This window comes from Paraburkholderia acidipaludis NBRC 101816, assembly GCF_000684975.1.
In the GTDB taxonomy this organism is placed as follows: domain Bacteria; phylum Pseudomonadota; class Gammaproteobacteria; order Burkholderiales; family Burkholderiaceae; genus Paraburkholderia; species Paraburkholderia acidipaludis.
In genome coordinates this window covers 65,285-84,545 of the sequence record NZ_BAXZ01000022.1, presented here as the reverse complement: position 1 = coordinate 84,545, position 19,261 = coordinate 65,285, and the positions used below count along the sequence as shown (strand labels likewise).

The following is a 19,261-nucleotide window of genomic DNA, read 5'->3' as shown; positions in this document are numbered from 1 at the left end:
TGGTCCTGGGTCTGGCGGGTAGTCCCAGTTGAGCGATAGGTCGTGCCACGCAGTCATGTCCGCAAGCTTTCTGCGCGTCTCATTAGCTAGCGGCAGCGAGTCTTCTATTGGACCAACTCCGTATTTGCTGCGGGTTACATCGTTTCCCGCCCAAATACAGCCGCCGCCCCACTCAAACATGAGCTTAAGTCGATAATCTGCGACCATCTGTCATCCCAATCTAGACGTTAGGCTTCGTGAGACTGCTTGCCAAAACTGGGCGGTTTTGATGTCACCGGCAGACTGCGCCTTTTCTGCCAACATTGCCGCGTAGATATGAGCTGTCCGTCCGTGACGCATCGCGATTTCGTGCGCTTCCCTCGACACCTTAATCCAATCAACCGCTGCCTCAGCCGTTATCAGCCTCCACACGTCTGCGTCGCAAAGGCTCACCGTATTTCGATTCTCATACCACCCGTTCACCATTGGTAGAGATTCGATGATGCCGGGAATGTCCTCTTCGAATTTCACAAGGCAAATGGTTTTCCAGCCATGCGGAATCTCATCAAGTGGCGTGGCGTATTGCTGTGTTACTGCGACGATTTCGCAGTGTGTTTTGGTTACTGACTGCGGGATGTCTGTCGGGAAGGCAATGTCAAATACCTGACCTATCGGAATATCAGCGTACGCAAATGAAATAAATAAAATTTCGCTGTTAGCCGGCAGTTCCTTCGGAAATGCGCCGCGCACATAGAACAGGGCTGATGCCGAAGCGCGCCCTTCAACAACAAGTACTCGTTCGCGCAAAGGCACGTCACTTTCCGGGCGCACGTACAACCTCCTTGCGAATTAGGGCGTCAGGCAATATTTCGTTCGGTATTGTCAACGATCTGGACCACCGCGTCGACTGTCTCTTGTTGGCCGCCAACAGCCATTTGTCAGTTCGCACAGGAACGACGGTTTCGGCACAACGAGCCTGAAATCCGGGTTCGTCCGAAAGGTCTGACCTATTGAAGCGCTTCAATGCTCCACAGACTGCCACGGCATCGCAATGATGTCGCTCTCGCTTATCTTGCGGATCTGCAACGGTCCGCGTGGGCACTACCGGGGTATTGATGATGCGCTGCACGACGGCCAGCGGCGCCATCAGGGTTTCGGCTTCGGCCTTCTGCCGGTTACAGCGTTCGAGCAGGAATTCCAGCTCACTGATGGACTGCTGGAGCTGCGCGTGGGTACAGCGTGTGTTGAACTTGCGTCGCGTGTCCTGGCCTTGAGCGGGATGGCCCGAATACGCAGGGTGGTGGTGAGAGGACCACGTGGCAGGCAAAGACATTTTGTACCCTGCCGCCAAGCAAAAAACGCACTGCGCAATTACCCCCGGCTTTCGGAGGAGCGGAAAGGACCGGCCGCCCCGAGGGCGGGGATGCCTCCAGCGACCCTCCGAGAGAGCCCTGGCCGTTCCTGCGCGGAGTACGGCAGGGCCGGCCATAAACCATTTCGGACTAGTCCTACGTCTAGCACGCGGCGGCACTCCTATCCTGATATTCATCTCAAAAACATTCGCACAGGAAATTGCCATGAGCCCGCTTGCGCTGCTGATCGATCATTTCCAACTGCCTGGCCGTGTTCAAACGCTGTACTCGTTTGCGCCCGATGTCGAGAAGCCCGCAGCGGGCCACCATGTCGTAACCAGAGAAGTCGTCAAAAAAGACGATGCCCGTGCAACCCAGATCAGGGGACTTGTCGCGGGCACGTTGCTTTTCATGCCCTTTCTGATGGCCTATTTCCTCGCATGCGGTAGCCGGTAACCGACAGGTGGATGCGTCCTACGGGAGAATCACCATGCAGCTCTACCGCATTTCATACTGGACCAACCCGGCCTGTGCGCTTGGTGCGATTCGCAGGTTCGTCGTCGTTCCTCGTCGCCTGTATCTAACATTCACGCTCGCCAGCGAGCGAAAGCTGGCCGCGCGGACGCAACGCCATCCGTATCGGCCTCGTCTTATCGGCTAAGGACGGAAGTCACTGACGCTTATCGCGCCGTCGCAATGGCGCGCGCGAGCTCTAGTTCCCGCCGGGTGGAACGTCAAGTTCCGCCACGATATCCCCAAGTCCCGCAGTGACGCCGTCACGATCAATTTAAAATCCACGAGGCCAACATGATCGATGCCGCGCGCTCACGTACGTTAAACAGGCGCTACGCGAGGTGCGGATAATCTGGCTTCACAGCATGAGATCGATCCACCCTCCAGATCCAGGCGATGCGCGGCGAGCGGGCTACAATCGAGCGCCCATTTGCATGAGGACGAGGAAGGCGATTCATGAACGACGAACGACGCTTTGCCGCGCACTTTACCGATAACCTGGGACTCTTTACGGATCTGCTGCTTCTCCAGGAAACGGGAATAGTCGATGCGGAGGGCGACTACGTCGTCGCCCGGACGCCGGACGTGCCCGATTACTTCTTCGGCAACCTGCTTTTCCTGCGGCAGCGGCCGACGGACAGCGATATCGAGCGCATCGAGCACGACTTCGCGCGCCTCGTCGGGACACCGCCGCGCATTGCGCATCGAACCTTCGTGTGGCCTGAAACCCCCGAAGCGCCCGATAACCCCGTCAGCGTCGACGCGTGGGTTCGGCAAGGCTACGACCTTACGACCTGCCGCGTGCTTGCCGCGCAGCCGCACGACCTGCGCGACGTTGCGATCAACCCGCGCGTCGAGGTGCGCCGGCTCAAATCGCGGCGGGACTGGAACGACTGGTCCCGCATGCATCTGGCCGATCTCGCGGATCCGTCTGCCCTCAGCACGCGGCGCTACATGGCATACCTGCAGGCGACATGGCAGTGCCTGATCGAGCGCGGCCTGGGGGATTGCTGGGGCGCCTTCATCGAGGGCGAGCTGGCAGGCAGCCTCGGCCTGTTTTTTTTCGAGGGCCTGGGGCGCTTCCAGTCGGTCATCACCGCGCAGCGTCATCGCAATCAGCGTGTCTGCAAGACCCTCGTGAGCGAGGCGATCGGGCTGACCGCCGGCCGTGCGGAGAAGCTCGTCATGGTCGCCGACGAAGCGCATTACGCCGGCGCCATCTACGAATCGATCGGGTTTCGGCCGCATGGCCGCGTCGCCAGTCTGTGCCAGGAACCCGACTTCCGGGCAGCGCGCCCGGCGTGATGCACACCGCTCAAACGCCCCCGGTCAACTGCACGGCCTGGCGGCTGCCGTGCAGCACCAGCCCGAACAACGCCATCGCCGCCCCGGCCATGACGGCCGGTATCGCAATGCCGACAAAGAGCGCCGGCATCGTCATTCCCGAAGCCAGCATCGAGCCGCCGGCCACCGCGCCCACCACCGAGCCGATACGCCCGACGCCGTTCGCAATGCTCACGCCAGTAGCACGGCAGGCCGTGGGATAGAACGCCGCGGAGAGCGCATTCACCCCGACCTGCGAGCCCGATACGCAGAAGCCGGCCCCGCACACCGCCAGCGCCGCAAGCCACGGCGACGCGGTGAGATAGCCGAGCGCCGCGACGAAGAGCCCGGCCGCCACATAGCTCACCGCCAGCACGTTGCAGGGCTTCATGCGGTCCATCAGCCAGCCGAGCACGATCGCGCCAAGCGTGCCGCCCACCTGGAACATGGCGGTAACGAGAGCGGCCGTGCGTATCGTGGCGCCGCCCGTGTGCAGGAGCGTGGGCAGCCAGCTCGACAACAGGTAGATCACGAGCAGGCTCGCGAAAAACGTCGTCCACAGCAGCAGCGTGCCGCGCCGAAGCTCGGGCGTGAGCAGATCGAGCACGCGCCTCCCGGTCGAGTGCGCTTGAGCGTGCGCATGAGCGCCGCCATCGGCCACCGTGAAGACGGCGCCTTCGAGCGCGGGTTCCGGCGCGATGCGCGCGAGCGTGCGCGCAATCGCGGCTGCGGGCATACGGGCGTTCACCATGTAGCGCACCGATTCGGGCAGCAGCAGGGCGATCGCAACGCCAATCCCGAGCGGCGCGATCCCGCCGGCCAGCAGCACCGAACGCCAGCCGAAGCTCTCGATGAGCGCCGCCGCCGCAAAGCCGCCGAGCGCGGAGCCGCAGGTGAAGCCGCAGAACATGGTCGTCACGAGGAACGAGCGGCGCGCGGACGGACAGTATTCGGACGTGAGCGTGATGGCATTCGGCATGGCGCCGCCCAGCCCGAGCCCGGTGAGAAAGCGCAGCGCGATCAGCCATCCCGGTGTGGGCGCGGCGGCGGACACGATGCTCGCCGCGCCAAACGCCAGCACGCAGACCAGCAGCAGACGCTTGCGCCCGATCCGGTCGCCGAAAGGGCCGAACACGAAGGCGCCCGCCATCAGACCCGCGAGGCCCGCGCCGAAGATCGGCGCAAGCTGCTTCGGCGACAAGTGCCAGTAAGCGTGAATGGCGGGGGCAATGAAGCCGATCGCGGCGGTGTCGAAACCGTCGATCGCGACAATCAGAAAACAAAGAATAACGATCAGCAGCTGGAATCGCGAAACGCGATGCCGGTCGATGAACGCGGTCACATCGAGGGATGCCACGGTGGACATGCCTGTCTCCTGGAAAGGATGGCCGGCATGACCCGTGCCCGCCGGGCGCGGCCTGCCGATCTTGTGCTGGATTGAGAAGGAAATGCGCGAACGTCAGCCTTGCGCGTCGGCGAGGCAATCCTGCGCCCGCCAGCCGTGCAGCCATTGAAGCGCGTCGTAGAACTGCTCCTGGCTGCGGCCGACCCACAGCGAATTGCGCACGAGCCGGTCGACGCCCTTCGCGTGGTAGATGCGCCCCATCTCGCGCGCCGAGTACAGCACGCGCGCGGTGCGCGGAATGCGCGCGGCCTCGTAGCGCTTGAACGCCGCCTCGAAATCGCCGTCGGCCTCGCGCACGGCAGCGCCCAGCGTGACGGCGTCTTCGAGCGCCTGGCAGGCGCCCTGCGCGATGTATTGCGTCATCGGATGCGCGGCGTCGCCCAATATCGTCGCGCGCCCGAAGCTCCATTGCGCAACCGGGTCGCGGTCGGCCGTGGCCCAGCGGCGCCACGACGTGGGCCGGTCGAGCATCTGGTGCGGCAGCGGGTGGATGCCCTCGAAGTACGAGAGCACTTCTTCCTTGCTGCCGTCGCGCACGCCCCACACTTCCTGCTCGCGGCTGTGGAACGTCACGACGAGGTTGTACTGGCGGCCGCCGCGCAGCGGATAGTGCACGAGGTGGCAATGCGGTCCGGCCCATACGACGGGGGCATTGATCTGCAGGTCCTGAGGCATGTTCTCGACGTCGACCACGGCGCGATAGACAACGTGCCCGGTCACGCTCGGCTCGTCGCCGATCAGGGCCGCGCGGATCGCCGACTTCACGCCGTCGCAGCCGATCACCGCATCGGCCCGATAACGTTCGCCGTGCTGATCAATGACCGTCACGCCCCGCTCGTCCTGCTCGAAGCCGCACACCTGCGTATTGGTGCGGAACTGGATGCGCGGGTTGCCCTGCACGGCCTCGAGGATCGAGAGATGAATGTCCGCGCGATGAATCACCGCATACGGATTGCCAAAGCGCTCGCGAAAGCGCTCGCCGGTTTCGATGCGGGCGACCGGCTTCGCATTGGTCGCGTCCATCAAGGTGAGCGAGTCCGTGAAGACCGCGCGATTGCGCGCGGCTTCGCCCGCGCCCAGCGCATCGAGCGCGTTGAACGCATTGGGGCCGAGCTGGATGCCCGCGCCGATTTCGCCGATCTGCGCGGCCTGTTCGAGCAGGAGCACCTGCACGTTTTCGCGCGCAAGCGCGAGCGCCGCGGCCAATCCGCCGATGCCGCCGCCGACGACGATTGCGCGGCGCGTTGAAGGGGGTTTTTCCATGTTTGTCTCCTGATGGATAGCGGGCGCTGCGCCGCTCAGTCCGTGTAATCGGGTTGCCGCTGCGGCTCGGCGGCGACGAAGGCGGGATGCGCGCTCGCATGCCGGTAGACGGCAAGACTGCGCGGATACGCGTCCAGTCCGCAGCCCATGCGCAGCGCGTTTGCGATCTGCGGCACGAGGCAGCAGTCGGCCAGCGTGGGCTGCGCGCCGAAGCACCACGGCCCCTCGTTCGTTTGCGCGGCACGCTCGAGGAGCCGCTCCACGGCGGCCATGCCTTCGTCCACCCAATGCCGGTACCACGCGCTCTTCTGCGCGGCCGACACCATTAGTTCGTCCTGCAGATAACGCAGGATCCGCAGGTTGTTGACGGGATGAATATCGCAACCGATCAGGCAGGCCAGCTCCAGCACGCGTGCGCGCGCCTCCGGCTCGGCGGGGATGAGGCGCGGCTCGGGATAGCGCGCGTCGAGCCAGTCGATAATGGCGAGCGACTGGCCGAGATGGAAATCGCCGTCGACGATCGCGGGCACGGCAGCCGCCGGATTCACGCCGGCCACGTACCGCGCGTCGCGATGCGCGCCAACGCGAATGTTGACGCCTTCGGTTTCATACGCGATGCCCTTGAGATTCAGCGCAATGCGCACGCGATACGAAGTCGAGCTGTTGAAGAAGCTGTAGAGTTGCACGATACCCTTCCTTGTGTCCGAACCGCGGCGGCTCAGACCACCTTCACGGTCAGTTCTCCCAGGCGCTCGACGCCCACCTTCATCGTTTCGCCGGCCTTCACGGGGCCCACGCCTTCGGGCGTGCCGGTGAAGATCACGTCGCCCGGTTCGAGGCGGAAGAACTTCGAGAGATACGCCACGGTCTCGGCCACCGACCAGATGAGATGCGAGACGTCGCTCTTCTGCTTCGTTTCGCCGTTCACGGTGAGCCACAGTCCGGCCTGGTCGAAGTGACCCACGCTGCTCGCCGGGTGAACCGGACCGACCGGCGCGGAAAGATCGAAGGCCTTGCCGATTTCCCATGGGCGGCCCATTTCGCGCATTTTCATCTGCAGGTCGCGGCGGGTCATGTCGAGGCCCACGGCGTAGCCCCAGACGTATTCGAGGGCGTTTTCCAGCGGAATGTCCGCGCCGCGCTTGCCGATCACCGCCACGAGCTCGGCCTCGTAGTGGTAGTTCTGCGTCTGCGCGGGATAGGGCAGTTCGAGCGTCTCGCCGTAGGCCGCCGGCACGACGGCGTTATCGGGCTTGCAGAAGAAGAACGGCGGCTCGCGGTCCGGATCGAAGCCCATCTCGCGGGCGTGCGCGGCGTAGTTGCGGCCCACGCAGTAGACGCGGCGCACCGCGAACTGGTCGTCGGAGCCCGCGACGGAAAGGGCGATGGGTGCCTCGGGAGGAAATACGAATGCCATGATGTTTGCTCGGTTCGATCGGCTGGGTTCAGCCAGATAAAGGACGAAGGAGGCCAGCCCGCACCGCCTTGCGGCGCGGGTTGCACATTTCTGCGGAAAGGCTCGGCGACGGCGGCTTGACGCCTCGTTACTGGCTGCGCTCCTCGCGCAGCAGATTCAGCGCGGCCAGCACGGGCCGATCGGAGTAGCTGAAGAGCACCGCGTCGGTATCCGCTTCGAGCCGTACCGGTTGCCACGAAGGGGCGACGAACACGTCGTGCGGCTCGAAGGCCAGCACCGCGTCGCCGATGTACGCCGTGCCCCGGCCCTCCACCACGCAGTACACGGTGGAGTCCGTGCTGCGGTAGGTCTTGCCCTTGAAGCTCTTCGGCAGGAACTGCATGAAGGTCGCCATGGTCGGCATCGGCCAGCCGCCGGTGGCGGGGTTCACGTAGCGCAGCTTCACGCCGTCCCATTCGTCGAGCTCGCCGTGGCGGTAAAGCGTGTCGAGCGCTTCGCGGCCGCGTTCGTACGGATAACTGAAGATCGGCGAAGTCGGATCGTGGCTCACGTGGCGCACCGGCATCATGTTGTAGCCGAAGCGCGCGTAGCTGTCGCCCTCGGGCCGCGTGACGGGCTGCACGGCCTCCGGGTAGTTTTCGGCGAACCCGGCATCGAGGTGCGCGAGCAGCGGAATATCGAGGCCGTCGAGCCAGACCACGGGCTCGCCGCCCTCTTCCACGGACGGATTGCCGTGATCGTGCCAGGTCCACGAGGGCGTGATGATGAAGTCGCCGGGGTGCATGGTCGTGCGCTCGCCGTTCACCGCGGTCCAGGCGCCCTTGCCCTCCACGATGAAACGCAGCGCCGATTGCGTGTGACGGTGGCTCGGCGCGATTTCGCCCGGCAGGATCAGTTGCAGGCCGCCGTACAGGTTCGGCGTGAGGCTCGACTTGCCGGGCAGGCCGGGATTTTCGAGGATCAGCACGCGGCGCACCGCTTCCTCCGCGCTGATCACGCGGCCCGCCGCCATGACCAGCTCGCGCAGCCCGGCGTACTTCCAGATGGCGGGAACGGCCTGCGGCAGGGGCGCCTTCGGCACGAGGCTGTGCAGCGATTCCCAGAGCGGCGCCATGCTATGGCGCGCGATCTGCGCGTAATAAGCCTCGCGGACGGACGCCTGCGCGCCATCGGACATGAAAGCGGACATGAAAGTCTCCTGATCTGGCCCGCCTCGCGCCATGCGCGAAACGAACGGTGCGTGTCGTTGCTGTGTTGAACGAATTTATAGGCCGACGAGCTATACCCTGTAAAATCACAAATTGTTCTCATGTATATGTTTTTCGGCATACCCGGGAGGCCACGATGACCACGGACTGGACGGATCGCCTGCGGCTGCGGCACCTTCGCATGCTGATCTCGGTTGGTCAGACCGGCAACCTGAGCCAGTCGGCCGAAGCGCTCAACACCACCCAGCCGGCGCTCTCGAAGTGGCTGAAGGATCTGGAGGAGGACGTGGGCCTGCCGCTCTTCGAACGGCACGCGCGCGGCTTGCGGCCGACGCCCTACGGCGAGGCGCTGATCGAGCACGCGCGGCGCATCGAGGGGCACCTCGACAGCGCCCGTGACGACATGTCCGCGCTGCGTGACGGCGGCAGCGGGCTGGTGTCGATCGGCACCTCGGGGGTTTCGGCGGCGGACACGGTGCCGCTCGCGGTCGCCCGGCTCGTGGAGCGCATGCCGCGCGCGCAGGTACGCCTTGTCGAGAGCACCATGAACCAGATGATGCCGCTGCTCGTGCGCGGCGAAATCGACATCGTGGTCGGCCGCGCCGCCAATGCCCAGCTCGACCCCGCGTTGCAGACCGAAACGCTGTACCGCGATCCGGTGAACTTCGTGGTCGGCCTTGACCATCCGCTGGCCAAACGCCGGTCGGTCGGCTGGGACGACGTGTTCGACTATCGCTGGATCGTCTGGCCCTCGGGCACGCCCATACGAACGGCGCTGGAGTCGGCGCTGGCCGCCGCGGGCCGGGCCATGCCGCGCGACTGCGTGGAGTCGAACTCGTCGATGCTGAACGTGACGCTGCTGAACCAGTCGGAACTGATCGGCGCCGCCTCGCATCGCGCGGCGGTACGCTTCGAACGCCTTAACATCCTGCGCGTGCTGGCCATGCCGATGCCGCTCGGCAGTTCCGGCGCGGTGGCGATGTACTGGCGGCCGGACAGCCTCGGCCGCCGCGCCGTCGCGCTCACGCTCGATTGCCTGCGCGACGGCGCCCACGCTGCGGTCGACGCGGATTCGAACACTAGTTAGATATACTGATCAATAATATCTGGTAAGAAAATCGCGCCGCGTGGGCCATGCCGGAAAGGCAAAAAAAAAACCGTCTCCGAGGAGACGGTCAGGAGATTCTAGCAATTCCGAGGGCCGTGCTAGAACCTGAGAGGGCTTCATTATAAGCACAACATGACCCCGGCCAATTCGAATTGTATGCATTGCGAATCAGAATTTGATGGAGCGTGCTATCCGGGTCTCCGGGCGGGTTTTCATGCACGGCAACACGCTGCAAGCGTGTCCCGATCGCCCCTTCTTTGACACGAAAGAGTCAGCAATGTAATGCGAATATCACATTGGGCACCTGGCACACTAATTAATTTTGAATGATCATGTCGGCATAGGCTGGCGTACCCGGCCTATGCCGCCGCGGACGCCCTCCGCACCGAACACCGGAAGGCAATCGCAAGGCAGCAGATCGATGCGAGGTCTCCGGACGGGCTTTCCGCGGCTGTTTTTCAGATCGCTTTGCAGGTCAAATCACACGCCGCTTTTCCGGAGCCCACCAGGCCATGAGTTCTTCCCCCGTCGTGCCGTTCGCGCGAGACAAAACGGACCACGGCGCGTTTATCGGTGACGCGCCGGCGTTTCGCCAGCTGGTTCGCATGCTCGATCGCGTCGCGCCCACCGATCACGCCTTGCTCATCATCGGGCCGACCGGTTCGGGCAAGGAACTGGTCGCACGCCGCGTGCACCTGCGCAGCCTGCGGCACGATCAGCCGTTCGTCGACGTCAACTGCGGCGCCATTCCCGAGCATCTCGTCGAAGCGGAGTTGTTCGGGCACGTCAAAGGCGCCTTCACCGGCGCGGGCGAAGGCCGCCCGGGACTGTTCCAGCAAGTGGGAAAAGGCACGCTGCTGCTCGACGAGATCGGCGAGCTGCCGCTCGCGCTGCAGCCGAAACTGCTGCGCGTGCTCGAAACCCGCACGTTCCGCCCGGTGGGCGCCTCGACCAGCGTGCGCTTCGAAGGGCGCGTGGTGGCGGCAACGCACCGGGATCTGCGCGAACTCGCGCGCCAGGGGCTCTTCCGCGAGGACCTGTTCTACCGCCTCGCGGTTTTCGTGCTGGCGCTGCCCGGGCTCGACCAGCGCGTGGAGGACATTCCCGCGCTGGTCGCACATTTTGCCTCGCAGCATACGCGCCGCCTGGAGTTTTCCCCGGCCGCCATCCGCCGGCTCAGCCGGCACACCTGGCCGGGGCATATTCGCCAGCTGCGCAACCTGATCAGCCAGCTGAGCGTGCTGGCCGAAAGCACGATCGTCGACGTGGACGCGCTCGAACCGTTTCTCGTCAACGAGACGGCCGGGTCCATTTCGCGCGCCGGCCTTGCCGACATGCTGCTGCAGCTCGAAGGACGCGACAAGCTCGCCGCCGCCGAAGACCTGCTGATCGACCGCGCGCTGGAGCGCAGCGCGGGCAACAAGAGCGCCGCGGCCACGCTGCTCGGCGTGGGCCGCAAGACCATCGAACGCCGCCTGAAATCGCGCGAGGAACACCATCGCGAAGCGCACAAGTGCCTGGAAACCGCGAGCGCGCTCATCGAGGCCTCGCGCTTCGCCGATGCCATCGCCCCGTTGCGGCGCTGCCTCGACGTGCTGCAGACGGGCCCCGACCAGGAAGCGGTGCGCCGCCTGCAGTTCGACGCTTACCGGCTGCTCGGCATGAGCCTGCGCAGCGTGCACGGCTGGCTGTACGCGGAAGCCACGGCCTGCTATGCGGCCGCGCTCGCCGTTGGAGAAGGCATCTGCGAGCCGGCCGAGATCGCGGCGATCCAGTTCGGCATCTGGACGACCCAGCTGACGACGCTCCAGCTCAAGCAGGCGCGCGCCACCGCGCAGGACATGCTGCAGCGCGCCCAGAACAGCGGCCATGCGGTCTCGCTCGACGAAGCCCACTTCGCCATGACCAATACGCTCTTCTGGCTGGGAGACAGCGAAGAGGCGCTCGCCTGCCTCGCGCGCGGCCACCTGCTCGGCGTGGCCCGCAACGACGTGCGCACCGGCTCGCAAGGCGTCGACCTCGCGAGCCTCGCCTTGACGTTCGAAGGGCTCGCCGCCTACCAGATCGGCGCGTTCGCGCAGGCCCGGCGCGCGATGGAAATGCTGATCCTGCGCGCGTCCGAGCCGGGCACGCATGCGCTCGCGCACGCGGTCAATCTGCAGGGCGCCGTGTGGCTCGCCTGCCTCTTCGACGACCGCGAGCGGCTCGGGCCGCTCGCGAGCGAACTCGAATCGGTGTCGATCGCCAACGGCTTCGCCTTTTATCGGGGCATCGGCCAGATATTCCGCGGCTGCCAGTTGAGCGCGCTCGGCCACGCCGACGAAGCGGAAGCCGTCATGCTCGACGGCTACGACAACCATATGGTCCGCAACGGCGGCGCGCTGTTCTACTCCTTCAAAACCTGGCAGCACGGCGAGCTGCTGCTGCGCGCCGGCCGCGCGGAGCAATGCGAAGCGATACTCGCCACCGCCGTCGATGAAACGCTGGCCCGCCAGGAGCGCGCCTACCTTGGCGAGCTGCTGGTCACCCGGGCGCGGGCGCAATGGGAGCTCGGCGACCTGACGGCCGCGGAGCAAGGGCTGCGCACGGCCCTCTCCACGGCGCTCGCTTTCGGTTCGGTGCCGGCGCGCGTGGACGCCGCGCGCTATCTGGCCGAACTCTTCCGCTCCACCGGCCGCGAAGCCGACGCGATCGAGACACTGGACCGCGGGTTGCGCGGGCTGCCGCCCGAGTCCACCACGCGCATTACCGATGCAGTTGCTTTGCTCGCCGAACTTCGGCGCGATGTTTCCCTCGACCCTCACAACAAAGGAACGACCCATGGCCTATGAATTAAGTCGGGAAGATCTGGAACCCCTGCTGCTCGGGGCGGCGTTTTTCGGCAGCGGCGGCGGCGGCACGATCGAGTCCGCGCGGCACCTCGCCGAGCATTTCGTCAAGGGTGACTACTACCCCACGGACAAGATCAAGGTAGTGTCGGTCGAGGAAGCCACCGAGGGCGCGGCCGTCATGGTCGCCTATCTCGGCGCGCCCGAAGCGATCAACAAGGCCACCCACCCGATCGGCCCCGTCATCGCCGCGCAGAACGTGCAGACGCGGCTCGCGTCGCAGCCCGCGAAGCTCGCCTACGTGATGCCGCCCGAAAGCGGCGCGCTGGGCTTCACGGTGGCGGCGCTCGTTGCCGCGAAGCTCGGCCTCGCCGTGATCGACGCCGACGGCGCGGGCCGCGCCGTGCCTTCCCTGCCCATGCTCACGTTTGCCGCCGCGGAAATCGATCCGCGCCCGGCTTTCCTCGTGAGCCAGGGCGGCCTCTCCGTCGAGCTCGACGTCACGCCGCGCCAGGGCAACCACGGCGGCCCGTCGCACCAGCGCGACGTCTCGGCCATCGTCGAGCAGATGATGCGCCCTGTCGTTGCCGACCCGGAGTTCGGCCAGTTCGGCGGCCTCGCCATGTGGGTGATGAAGCCGGCCGACATCGGCCGCGCAACGCCGATACGCGGCACGCTCAAGCGCGCGCTGGAGCTGGGCCGCGCCGTGCAGGCCGGCCACGTTCGCAGTCCTGCGCAAATGATCGGCTACCTCGCCGAACACTGCGGCATCGCCGCGCGCGCGATCTCCGAGCCGGGCGAACTCGTTTCCGCGGCCGTGAAAACGAGCGGAGGCTTCGACGGCGGCCAGGTCGCCATTCGCGCCGGCGAGTGCAGCTACACGGTGGTCTACCAGAACGAATCGCTGCTCGCGTGGGACAGCGCGCGTGCGCAGCCGATCGTGCTGGCACCGGACAGCGTGGCGTACTTCGTCGAAGGCGAGGGCCAGTCGATCTTCACCAACGGCGACCTCGTTCAGGACAACGGAAAGTTGAATCCCGCCATCGGCAAACGGCCCGTCACGCTGATCGCCTGGCGCGCCGAGCCGGAGCTGCGCAAGCCCGGCCTGATCCTCGACAGCTTCATGGACCTGCTGAACACGTTCGGCTATCTCGGCCCCTACGTGCCGCTCGAATCGTTGCCGCACGGCCGCGAAGGAGGTGCCGCATGAATTCGCCTATCCGCATCTGCGTGCTCGTGCCGGTCGCCACGTCGCAGTACAACGACCGCATCATGCAAGCCGTCGCGCCGGTCCTGCCGGCGGACGTGCAGGTCGAGATCCGCAACATCGCGTCGGGCCATCCCGACATCGAGAACCGCACCAACTGGCTGCAGAACGGCATGCCGGTGGTGGAACTCGCTCAGGCGATCGAGAAGGACGGCTTCGACGGCATCTGGCTGACCGACTTCGACATGTGCGGCGTGGAGGCGGCGCGGGAGGTGATCGACATTCCGATCATCGGCGGCTTTCCGCCCTCCGCCTTTGCGGCGCTGATGCTGAGCCAGCGTTTCTCGATCGTGACGATCCTGCAAAGCACGCTCGCCATGCAGCGCGCGCATCCGCAAACCTACGGCATCGAGGACACGTTCGTTTCGATCCGCGCGATCGACTGCCCGGTCGCCCAGCTCGAAAACGTGGACGTGGTGGTCGCGCGCACGTTCGAGGCCGCCATGAAGGCGATCCAGGAGGACGGCGCGCAGTCCATCCTGCTCGGCTGCACGGGGTTCGTGAATGTCGCCAGCCGTGTCTCGACGCTGCTTGGCGAGGCGCTCGGTTCCTATGTGCCCGTGATCGATCCGAATCAGGCCGGGTTCAGCTTCCTCGTCTCGCTCGTGCGCATGCAGGTGCGGCCGAGCCGGCTGACGTACAGCAAGGTCAGCCTGCAAGGCTGAGCAGTCGGCCAGCGGCGCGCCGTGGGCCGCGCCGCTGGCTTCGGCTTTGGTTCCGCTCAGTTCCGCGCCGGACCGTGCAGTCCAGCATGAAGCTGCGATAATGGCCCATTCACAGCGTAACGTGCGGGGTGAGCCGCCCGACTGCCGGCGGCGAACCCAAGACGAGTCATGTCCGAAGAAGTTCAGTACAGTCATTCCATCGGTGTCCCAGGCTTGACGCTCAGCACAGCCCGTTATGCCGAGTTTCGCTTCGAACCCCACTATCATCTCGACTGCCACATCGGGCTGGTGGCGAGCGGCGTGCAGCGTCAATCGCTGCGCGGCGAGTCGTTCCTGCTCGCGCGCGGCGCCGTTCAGATCATGCCGCCGGGCGAAGTCCACGACGGCGTTGCCGACGCGGATCACCCCTATACGCTGCACACGTTTCGCCTGTCGCCCGCGCTGCTGAACGGATTCGGCGAGGAGATCACCGGCAGGCACGATTTCCCCTCGCAGCCCGCCGTCGTGCTGCAAGACCGGGGCCTGGCCGACCGGCTGCTCAACCTGCACACGGCGCTCCAGCGCACGACAGCCGACGGGATGACGAACGAAACCCTCGTTCTCGAACTGCTGGAATCGCTGTTCGCGCGCTTGAAGCAGCCTTCTCCCCAGACGATTTCCGGCGCACTGTCGCCGCAGCAGCTTCGACAGATTCGCGATTTCGTGGAAGCGCATCTTGCCGACAAGATCGTTCTGGAGGACTTGTCCCTCCTCCTCGGCCTCGACCGGTTCCGCTTCCTGAAGCTCTTCAAACGCACGGTCGGCATGACGCCTCACGCCTGGCTGCTGCGCATGCGGCTCGAAAAGGCCGTCGCGTTGATGGCCGCGCACCGGCAGACGCCGATCACCGACATTGCGCACGCCGTCGGCTTCTTCGATCAAAGCCATTTCACCCGCGCGTTTCGCGACGCCTACGGGGTGACGCCCGCGCGCTTCTGAGCGCCCTCGCAATTTTTTACAAGGCGATCGGGCAACGGACCGGTACGCTGCCGTTTCCGGCCTGCCTTTGGGCGGCCCCACCCAACGCAGAAGCACCGAATGACGACTTTCAGCTTTCTCGACGACTACAGCGAGGGCGCGCACCCGGCCATCCTCCGCGTCCTGACCGAAACCAACACCCACCAGCATGCGGCGTATGGCGACGACGCTTTTTCCGCCGAGGCAACCGCGCGGATCAAGGCGCGCCTTGGCGACACATTCGACGGCGCGATCCACTACGTCGCCAGCGGCACGATGGCGAACATCGTTTCCATCGCCAGTTGCCTCCGGCCGCATGAAGCCGTCATTGCGGCAAGCTCGGGGCATATCGTGGTAAGAGAGGCCGGCGCGATCGAGGCGACGGGCCACAAGCTCATCACCGTCCCCGCTGTTGACGGGAAACTCACGCCGGAGCATATCGAAGCCGCGCTGGCCAGCAACGCGCATTTCCCGCACATGGCGAAGCCGCGGCTGATCTATCTGTCCAACGCGACCGAAACCGGCACGCTCTACACGCTTGCGGAGCTGCGGAAAATTTCCGCGCTCGCCAGAGCGCGAAACCTCATTCTGTTTCTGGACGGCGCGCGCCTTGCCGCAGCACTGGCTTCCGGCAAGAACGACGCAACGCTCGCCGATATTGCCGCTCTCGTCGATATTTTCTGGATCGGCGGAACCAAGGTGGGCGCGCTTCTAGGTGAAGCCATCGTGGTGTGCAATCCCGCCTTGAAAGAGGACTTTGCTTTCCACGTCAAGCAGCGCGGCGCCATGCTGGCAAAAGGCCGGCTGCTGGGTATCCAGTTTCAGGAATTGTTTGGGAGCGCCAATCTTTTCTTCGCCAACGCCCAGCACGCCAATGCGGCAGCCGCGAGGCTCGCCGCAGGCATCGTGTCGAATGGCTACGCGCTTCAGGCGGAAACGGTGACGAACCAGGTATTCGCGATCTTGCCCGACTCCGTTATCGCCGCGTTGAAGCAAGACTTCGCTTTTTACGTGTGGGGACCGGCACAGGATGGTCATTCCGTGGTTCGACTGGTGACGTCGTGGGCCACGGAAGCCCATCGGGTCGACGCCTTTTTGAGTCGGCTTGCCATGCGTTGACCGCTCGTACGCGTCGGTTCCTCACCGGGGAATGCCGGAGATTGCGGTCGCTATAGCCGAAATAGCCGAACTGCCTGAGGATCGGCGCGAGCGTGCCGACGGTGCAGCCGGCGACGGTCTGAAGTCGTGACGGCATCGCCGCCGTGCACGAGCCTCAGTGCGACGAAACATACATCGCGTCTTCGAACGCCTCGGGAATGGCGAAGCTCTCGCGCATACGTTTTGCCTCCGCAGCGGGCGTCAAGCCAAAAAGCCGCTTGAACTCCCTCGTGAACTGGGACGCGCTCGTATAACCCACCGCGTGGCCCGCGGCCTCGGCGGTCAGGTCGTGGCGCAACATCAGCAGCCGGGCCTGATGCAGGCGCGTGGACTTCACGTACTGCATCGGCGAAACCTGCGTGATCGCCTTGAAGTGGCTGTGAAAGCTCGGGACACTCATGCCGGCTTCTTCGGCAAGCTGCGCCACGTCGAGCGATTGCGCGTAGGCAGCGTGGATGAGGCGTAGTGATCTGCCTATTCTGCCGAACTGTCCTCGCATCGCCAGCGCCTCCCGCATCGAGCCGCCCTGGGCACCGGTAAGCACACGAAAGTACAGTTCGCGCAGCAGGCCCTGGCCCAACACGGCGACTTCGAGCGGCCGATGCATGGCTTCGAGCAAGCGCAGCACGGACGTTTGCATGGCGTCATCCATCGGTGTGGAGCTCATGCTGCGAGGCGCTTCCCTGCGCTCCGCAGCGCCTTCGCGGCCGATCTGCGCCGCCAGCTCGGCAGCCATCGCGAAGTCGAGGTGCAGATACAGCGCGAGCAGCGGGCGCTCCGGGGTTGCATCGGTTTCCATGCTGAACGGCACGGGCACGGACACGGCCAGATAGTGACGCTCATCGTACAGATAGAGCTCGTCGCCGAAGTAACCGCGCTTGCGGCCCTGGCAAACGATCACGATGCCGGGATCGTACAGAACCGGCGTGCGCGACAACGCCCGGTTCGAACGCAGGATGCGGACGCCCGGCAGCGCCGTGAGGTTGTAGCCCTCGTCCGGAGCCAACCCGCGCAGCAGGGCAACCATGCGCTTCTGGCTTTGCGAGGACAGCTCGGAACGGCGAGGGAAAACGCGTTTGCCGCTCATAATTTTATGCAAGAAAATTAGCGGAATCTGGCTTAACCGGCCTTTCTCCTCAGACTAGTATGCACTCTCCAGACAACATTCGGAGCGTGCTTCCATGACATCCAGCAAAACGCTGCTCATCACCGGCGTCAGCAGCGGCTTCGGCCGCGCGCTCGCCCAGGAGGCGCTTGCGGTCGGTCACAAAGTGGTCGGTACCGTGAGAAGCGAGCAGGCATTGCGTGATTTCACGTCGCTATCCGCGCATGCCGCTTTTGGGCGTGTACTCGACGTGACCGACTTCGACGCCATCGAAGGCGCCGTACCAGAGATCGAGGCGAACGTGGGGCCGGTCGACGTACTGGTCAACAACGCCGGCTATGGCCACGAAGGCATCATGGAGGAATCGCCCTTGTCGGAAATGCGTCGACAGTTCGACGTGAATGTATTCGGCGCGGTCGCCATGATGAAGGCCGTTTTGCCCTTCATGCGCGAACGCCGTCGCGGGCACATTCTGAATATCACGTCGATGGGCGGCTACATCACCATGCCGGGAATTTCGTACTACTGCGGAAGCAAGTTCGCGCTGGAAGGCATCTCCGAAGCCTTGAGCAAGGAGGTCAAGCCTTTCGGCATCGCCGTGACGGCCGTGGCGCCGGGTTCGTTCCGCACCGACTGGGCCGGCCGCTCGATGGCGCGAACGCCCCGCTCGATTCCCGACTACAACGATATCTTCGACCCCGTCCGTCAAGCTCGCGAGGAAAAAAGCGGCAAGCAACCGGGGGATCCCAGGAAGGCCGCGCGGGCCATGCTTGCGGCGATCGACGCCGACTGTCCCCCGGCGCATCTCCTGCTGGGCAGCGATGCGCTCGGGCTCGTGCGAGGCAAGTTGTCGGCGTTGGAGGATGAGATCCGTGCGTGGGAGGCCGTCACGATCTCGACGGATGGCTGTGGCGCGCGGTGACGGTCATGGGGTGCACCGAAGCGCTCCCGATCAATTCGCCGGCGAGGGGCCCAGTATGAGACGGCGCTGCAGAAGTAACCGGATCGTGACCACCGTGGCCGCCGCCATCAATGCCTCGCCGATCACCGCGGGCACCTGCCAGGCGGCGGTTGCGGCTCGCCAGGCGTTGCCGTCATGGTGATCGTCCTGCGGGCCCACCTCGAAGCGGCCTTGTCCCGGCAAGGCGTATTGGCATTGCTCACCCGGCATTGCTCACCCGCCGTCAAACCGCGGGAGCGCTCCTCGTCACGCTGAGCGAGCCCGCGCGGTCCTGGACGCTCGACGAACTGGCGCAGCGCGCGAACACGTCGCGCGCTGCGCTGGTCCGGCAGTTTCAGGCCGCGGTCAACATGGCGCCGGTGGCCTTTCTCGCGGAACTGCGCCTGACCATTGCACGCGGCCGCATTCGCGCAAGCCGGACTCCACTGGCGATCCTCGCCGAGGACGTTGGCTACCAATCGGAAACCGCGTTCAGCCGCGCCTATCAGCGTCAGTTTGGCGTGGCGCCCGGTGGGGATCGCGCGTTGTCCTGACCATGTATCCCCGCTCTGCCCCAAAGTGGACGAAATCGACACATTCATAGCGTCCAATGCATAAATTGGTCGAAATCGTCCATTTCCACTCCAGGTCGTGGACGAAATCGTCCTGGGGCACGCCCCCGATAACCCTGATCCTCCCGTCAGCCGGGGCGCACCCCATATGGCACGATCATT

At 65.0% G+C, this 19,261-nt stretch carries 20 protein-coding genes; 11 read left to right on the top strand and 9 right to left on the bottom strand.

Features of this window, described 5'->3' with window-relative positions; translation table 11 throughout:
* Positions 1-210: 210 nt before the first annotated feature.
* Entirely contained in the window at positions 211-810 is a 600-nt protein-coding gene (locus tag BAC01S_RS34810) for a hypothetical protein (protein ID WP_218001757.1), read from the bottom strand.
* Positions 794-1,312, bottom strand: coding sequence for a hypothetical protein (locus BAC01S_RS34805; RefSeq protein WP_156954511.1), 519 nt, complete (start codon positions 1,310-1,312; stop codon positions 794-796). Before BAC01S_RS34805 ends, BAC01S_RS34810 begins: the two co-directional genes overlap by 17 nt.
* Positions 1,313-1,556: 244 nt before the next feature.
* Between BAC01S_RS34805 and BAC01S_RS22895 the strand changes: the two genes are divergently transcribed.
* The 3 genes from BAC01S_RS22895 (at position 1,557) to BAC01S_RS22890 (ending at position 3,149) form a co-directional block, all read left to right on the top strand.
* Positions 1,557-1,787, top strand: a complete 231-nt coding sequence (locus tag BAC01S_RS22895; RefSeq protein WP_027796855.1) for a hypothetical protein — start codon at positions 1,557-1,559, stop codon at positions 1,785-1,787.
* A 34-nt stretch (positions 1,788-1,821) separates the two neighbouring features.
* Positions 1,822-1,992 carry a hypothetical protein gene (locus BAC01S_RS34800; RefSeq protein WP_156954510.1) on the top strand — a complete coding sequence of 57 codons (171 nt, stop codon included), beginning with the start codon at positions 1,822-1,824 and terminating at the stop codon, positions 1,990-1,992.
* 308 nt (positions 1,993-2,300) lie between these two features.
* Positions 2,301-3,149 carry a GNAT family N-acetyltransferase gene (locus BAC01S_RS22890; protein ID WP_027796854.1) on the top strand — a complete coding sequence of 283 codons (849 nt, stop codon included), beginning with the start codon at positions 2,301-2,303 and terminating at the stop codon, positions 3,147-3,149.
* A 10-nt stretch (positions 3,150-3,159) separates the two neighbouring features.
* Here the strand turns inward: BAC01S_RS22890 and BAC01S_RS22885 are convergent, their stop codons facing one another.
* From BAC01S_RS22885 to gtdA, 5 genes are all read right to left on the bottom strand, one after another.
* A complete protein-coding gene (locus tag BAC01S_RS22885) occupies positions 3,160-4,533 on the bottom strand; it encodes an MFS transporter (RefSeq protein WP_027796853.1) in 1,374 nt (457 codons plus the stop codon).
* A 93-nt stretch (positions 4,534-4,626) separates the two neighbouring features.
* Positions 4,627-5,835 carry a 3-hydroxybenzoate 6-monooxygenase gene (locus BAC01S_RS22880; protein WP_027796852.1) on the bottom strand — a complete coding sequence of 403 codons (1,209 nt, stop codon included), beginning with the start codon at positions 5,833-5,835 and terminating at the stop codon, positions 4,627-4,629.
* A gap of 35 nt (positions 5,836-5,870) precedes the next feature.
* Positions 5,871-6,521, bottom strand: coding sequence for a maleylacetoacetate isomerase (gene maiA / locus BAC01S_RS22875; protein WP_027796851.1), 651 nt, complete (start codon positions 6,519-6,521; stop codon positions 5,871-5,873).
* A 32-nt stretch (positions 6,522-6,553) separates the two neighbouring features.
* Positions 6,554-7,252 carry a fumarylacetoacetate hydrolase family protein gene (locus tag BAC01S_RS22870; RefSeq protein WP_027796850.1) on the bottom strand — a complete coding sequence of 233 codons (699 nt, stop codon included), beginning with the start codon at positions 7,250-7,252 and terminating at the stop codon, positions 6,554-6,556.
* Positions 7,253-7,379: 127 nt separating this feature from the next.
* Entirely contained in the window at positions 7,380-8,441 is a 1,062-nt protein-coding gene (gene gtdA / locus BAC01S_RS22865; protein WP_407667948.1) for a gentisate 1,2-dioxygenase, read from the bottom strand.
* Positions 8,442-8,596: 155 nt separating this feature from the next.
* Between gtdA and BAC01S_RS22860 the strand changes: the two genes are divergently transcribed.
* The 6 genes from BAC01S_RS22860 to BAC01S_RS22835 all read left to right on the top strand — a co-directional run bounded on the left by BAC01S_RS22860 (position 8,597) and on the right by BAC01S_RS22835 (position 16,443).
* Positions 8,597-9,547: a LysR substrate-binding domain-containing protein gene (locus tag BAC01S_RS22860; RefSeq protein ID WP_043203338.1), complete on the top strand. Its 951-nt coding sequence runs from the start codon at positions 8,597-8,599 to the stop codon at positions 9,545-9,547.
* A 533-nt stretch (positions 9,548-10,080) separates the two neighbouring features.
* Positions 10,081-12,399: a sigma-54-dependent transcriptional regulator gene (locus tag BAC01S_RS22855; protein WP_027796847.1), complete on the top strand. Its 2,319-nt coding sequence runs from the start codon at positions 10,081-10,083 to the stop codon at positions 12,397-12,399.
* Positions 12,389-13,606 carry a DUF917 domain-containing protein gene (locus tag BAC01S_RS22850; RefSeq protein WP_027796846.1) on the top strand — a complete coding sequence of 406 codons (1,218 nt, stop codon included), beginning with the start codon at positions 12,389-12,391 and terminating at the stop codon, positions 13,604-13,606. The genes BAC01S_RS22855 and BAC01S_RS22850 overlap by 11 nt, the downstream gene beginning before the upstream one ends.
* The gene (locus BAC01S_RS22845; RefSeq protein ID WP_027796845.1) at positions 13,603-14,328 is read left to right on the top strand and encodes an aspartate/glutamate racemase family protein; all 726 of its coding nucleotides are present in this window, start codon (positions 13,603-13,605) and stop codon (positions 14,326-14,328) included. Before BAC01S_RS22850 ends, BAC01S_RS22845 begins: the two co-directional genes overlap by 4 nt.
* Before the next feature lie 168 nt (positions 14,329-14,496).
* The gene (locus BAC01S_RS22840; protein WP_027796844.1) at positions 14,497-15,306 is read left to right on the top strand and encodes an AraC family transcriptional regulator; all 810 of its coding nucleotides are present in this window, start codon (positions 14,497-14,499) and stop codon (positions 15,304-15,306) included.
* A 99-nt stretch (positions 15,307-15,405) separates the two neighbouring features.
* Entirely contained in the window at positions 15,406-16,443 is a 1,038-nt protein-coding gene (locus BAC01S_RS22835) for a threonine aldolase family protein (protein WP_027796843.1), read from the top strand.
* Between the two features lie 154 nt (positions 16,444-16,597).
* Here BAC01S_RS22835 and BAC01S_RS22830 read toward each other — a convergent pair whose 3' ends face one another.
* Positions 16,598-17,509 carry an AraC family transcriptional regulator gene (locus BAC01S_RS22830; RefSeq protein ID WP_174442459.1) on the bottom strand — a complete coding sequence of 304 codons (912 nt, stop codon included), beginning with the start codon at positions 17,507-17,509 and terminating at the stop codon, positions 16,598-16,600.
* A gap of 154 nt (positions 17,510-17,663) precedes the next feature.
* Here BAC01S_RS22830 and BAC01S_RS22825 point away from each other — a divergent pair, with 154 nt between their 5' ends.
* The gene (locus BAC01S_RS22825; protein WP_027796841.1) at positions 17,664-18,509 is read left to right on the top strand and encodes an oxidoreductase; all 846 of its coding nucleotides are present in this window, start codon (positions 17,664-17,666) and stop codon (positions 18,507-18,509) included.
* A 30-nt stretch (positions 18,510-18,539) separates the two neighbouring features.
* Here the strand turns inward: BAC01S_RS22825 and BAC01S_RS35180 are convergent, their stop codons facing one another.
* Entirely contained in the window at positions 18,540-18,758 is a 219-nt protein-coding gene (locus tag BAC01S_RS35180) for a hypothetical protein (RefSeq protein WP_027796840.1), read from the bottom strand.
* On the opposite strand from BAC01S_RS35180, the gene BAC01S_RS32285 reads away from it, so the two are divergent.
* Complete coding sequence (locus BAC01S_RS32285) at positions 18,758-19,081, top strand: helix-turn-helix transcriptional regulator (RefSeq protein ID WP_027796839.1); 324 nt, start codon at positions 18,758-18,760, stop codon at positions 19,079-19,081. The two genes, BAC01S_RS35180 and BAC01S_RS32285, sit on opposite strands and share 1 nt — an antisense overlap.
* Positions 19,082-19,261: the final 180 nt, after the last annotated feature.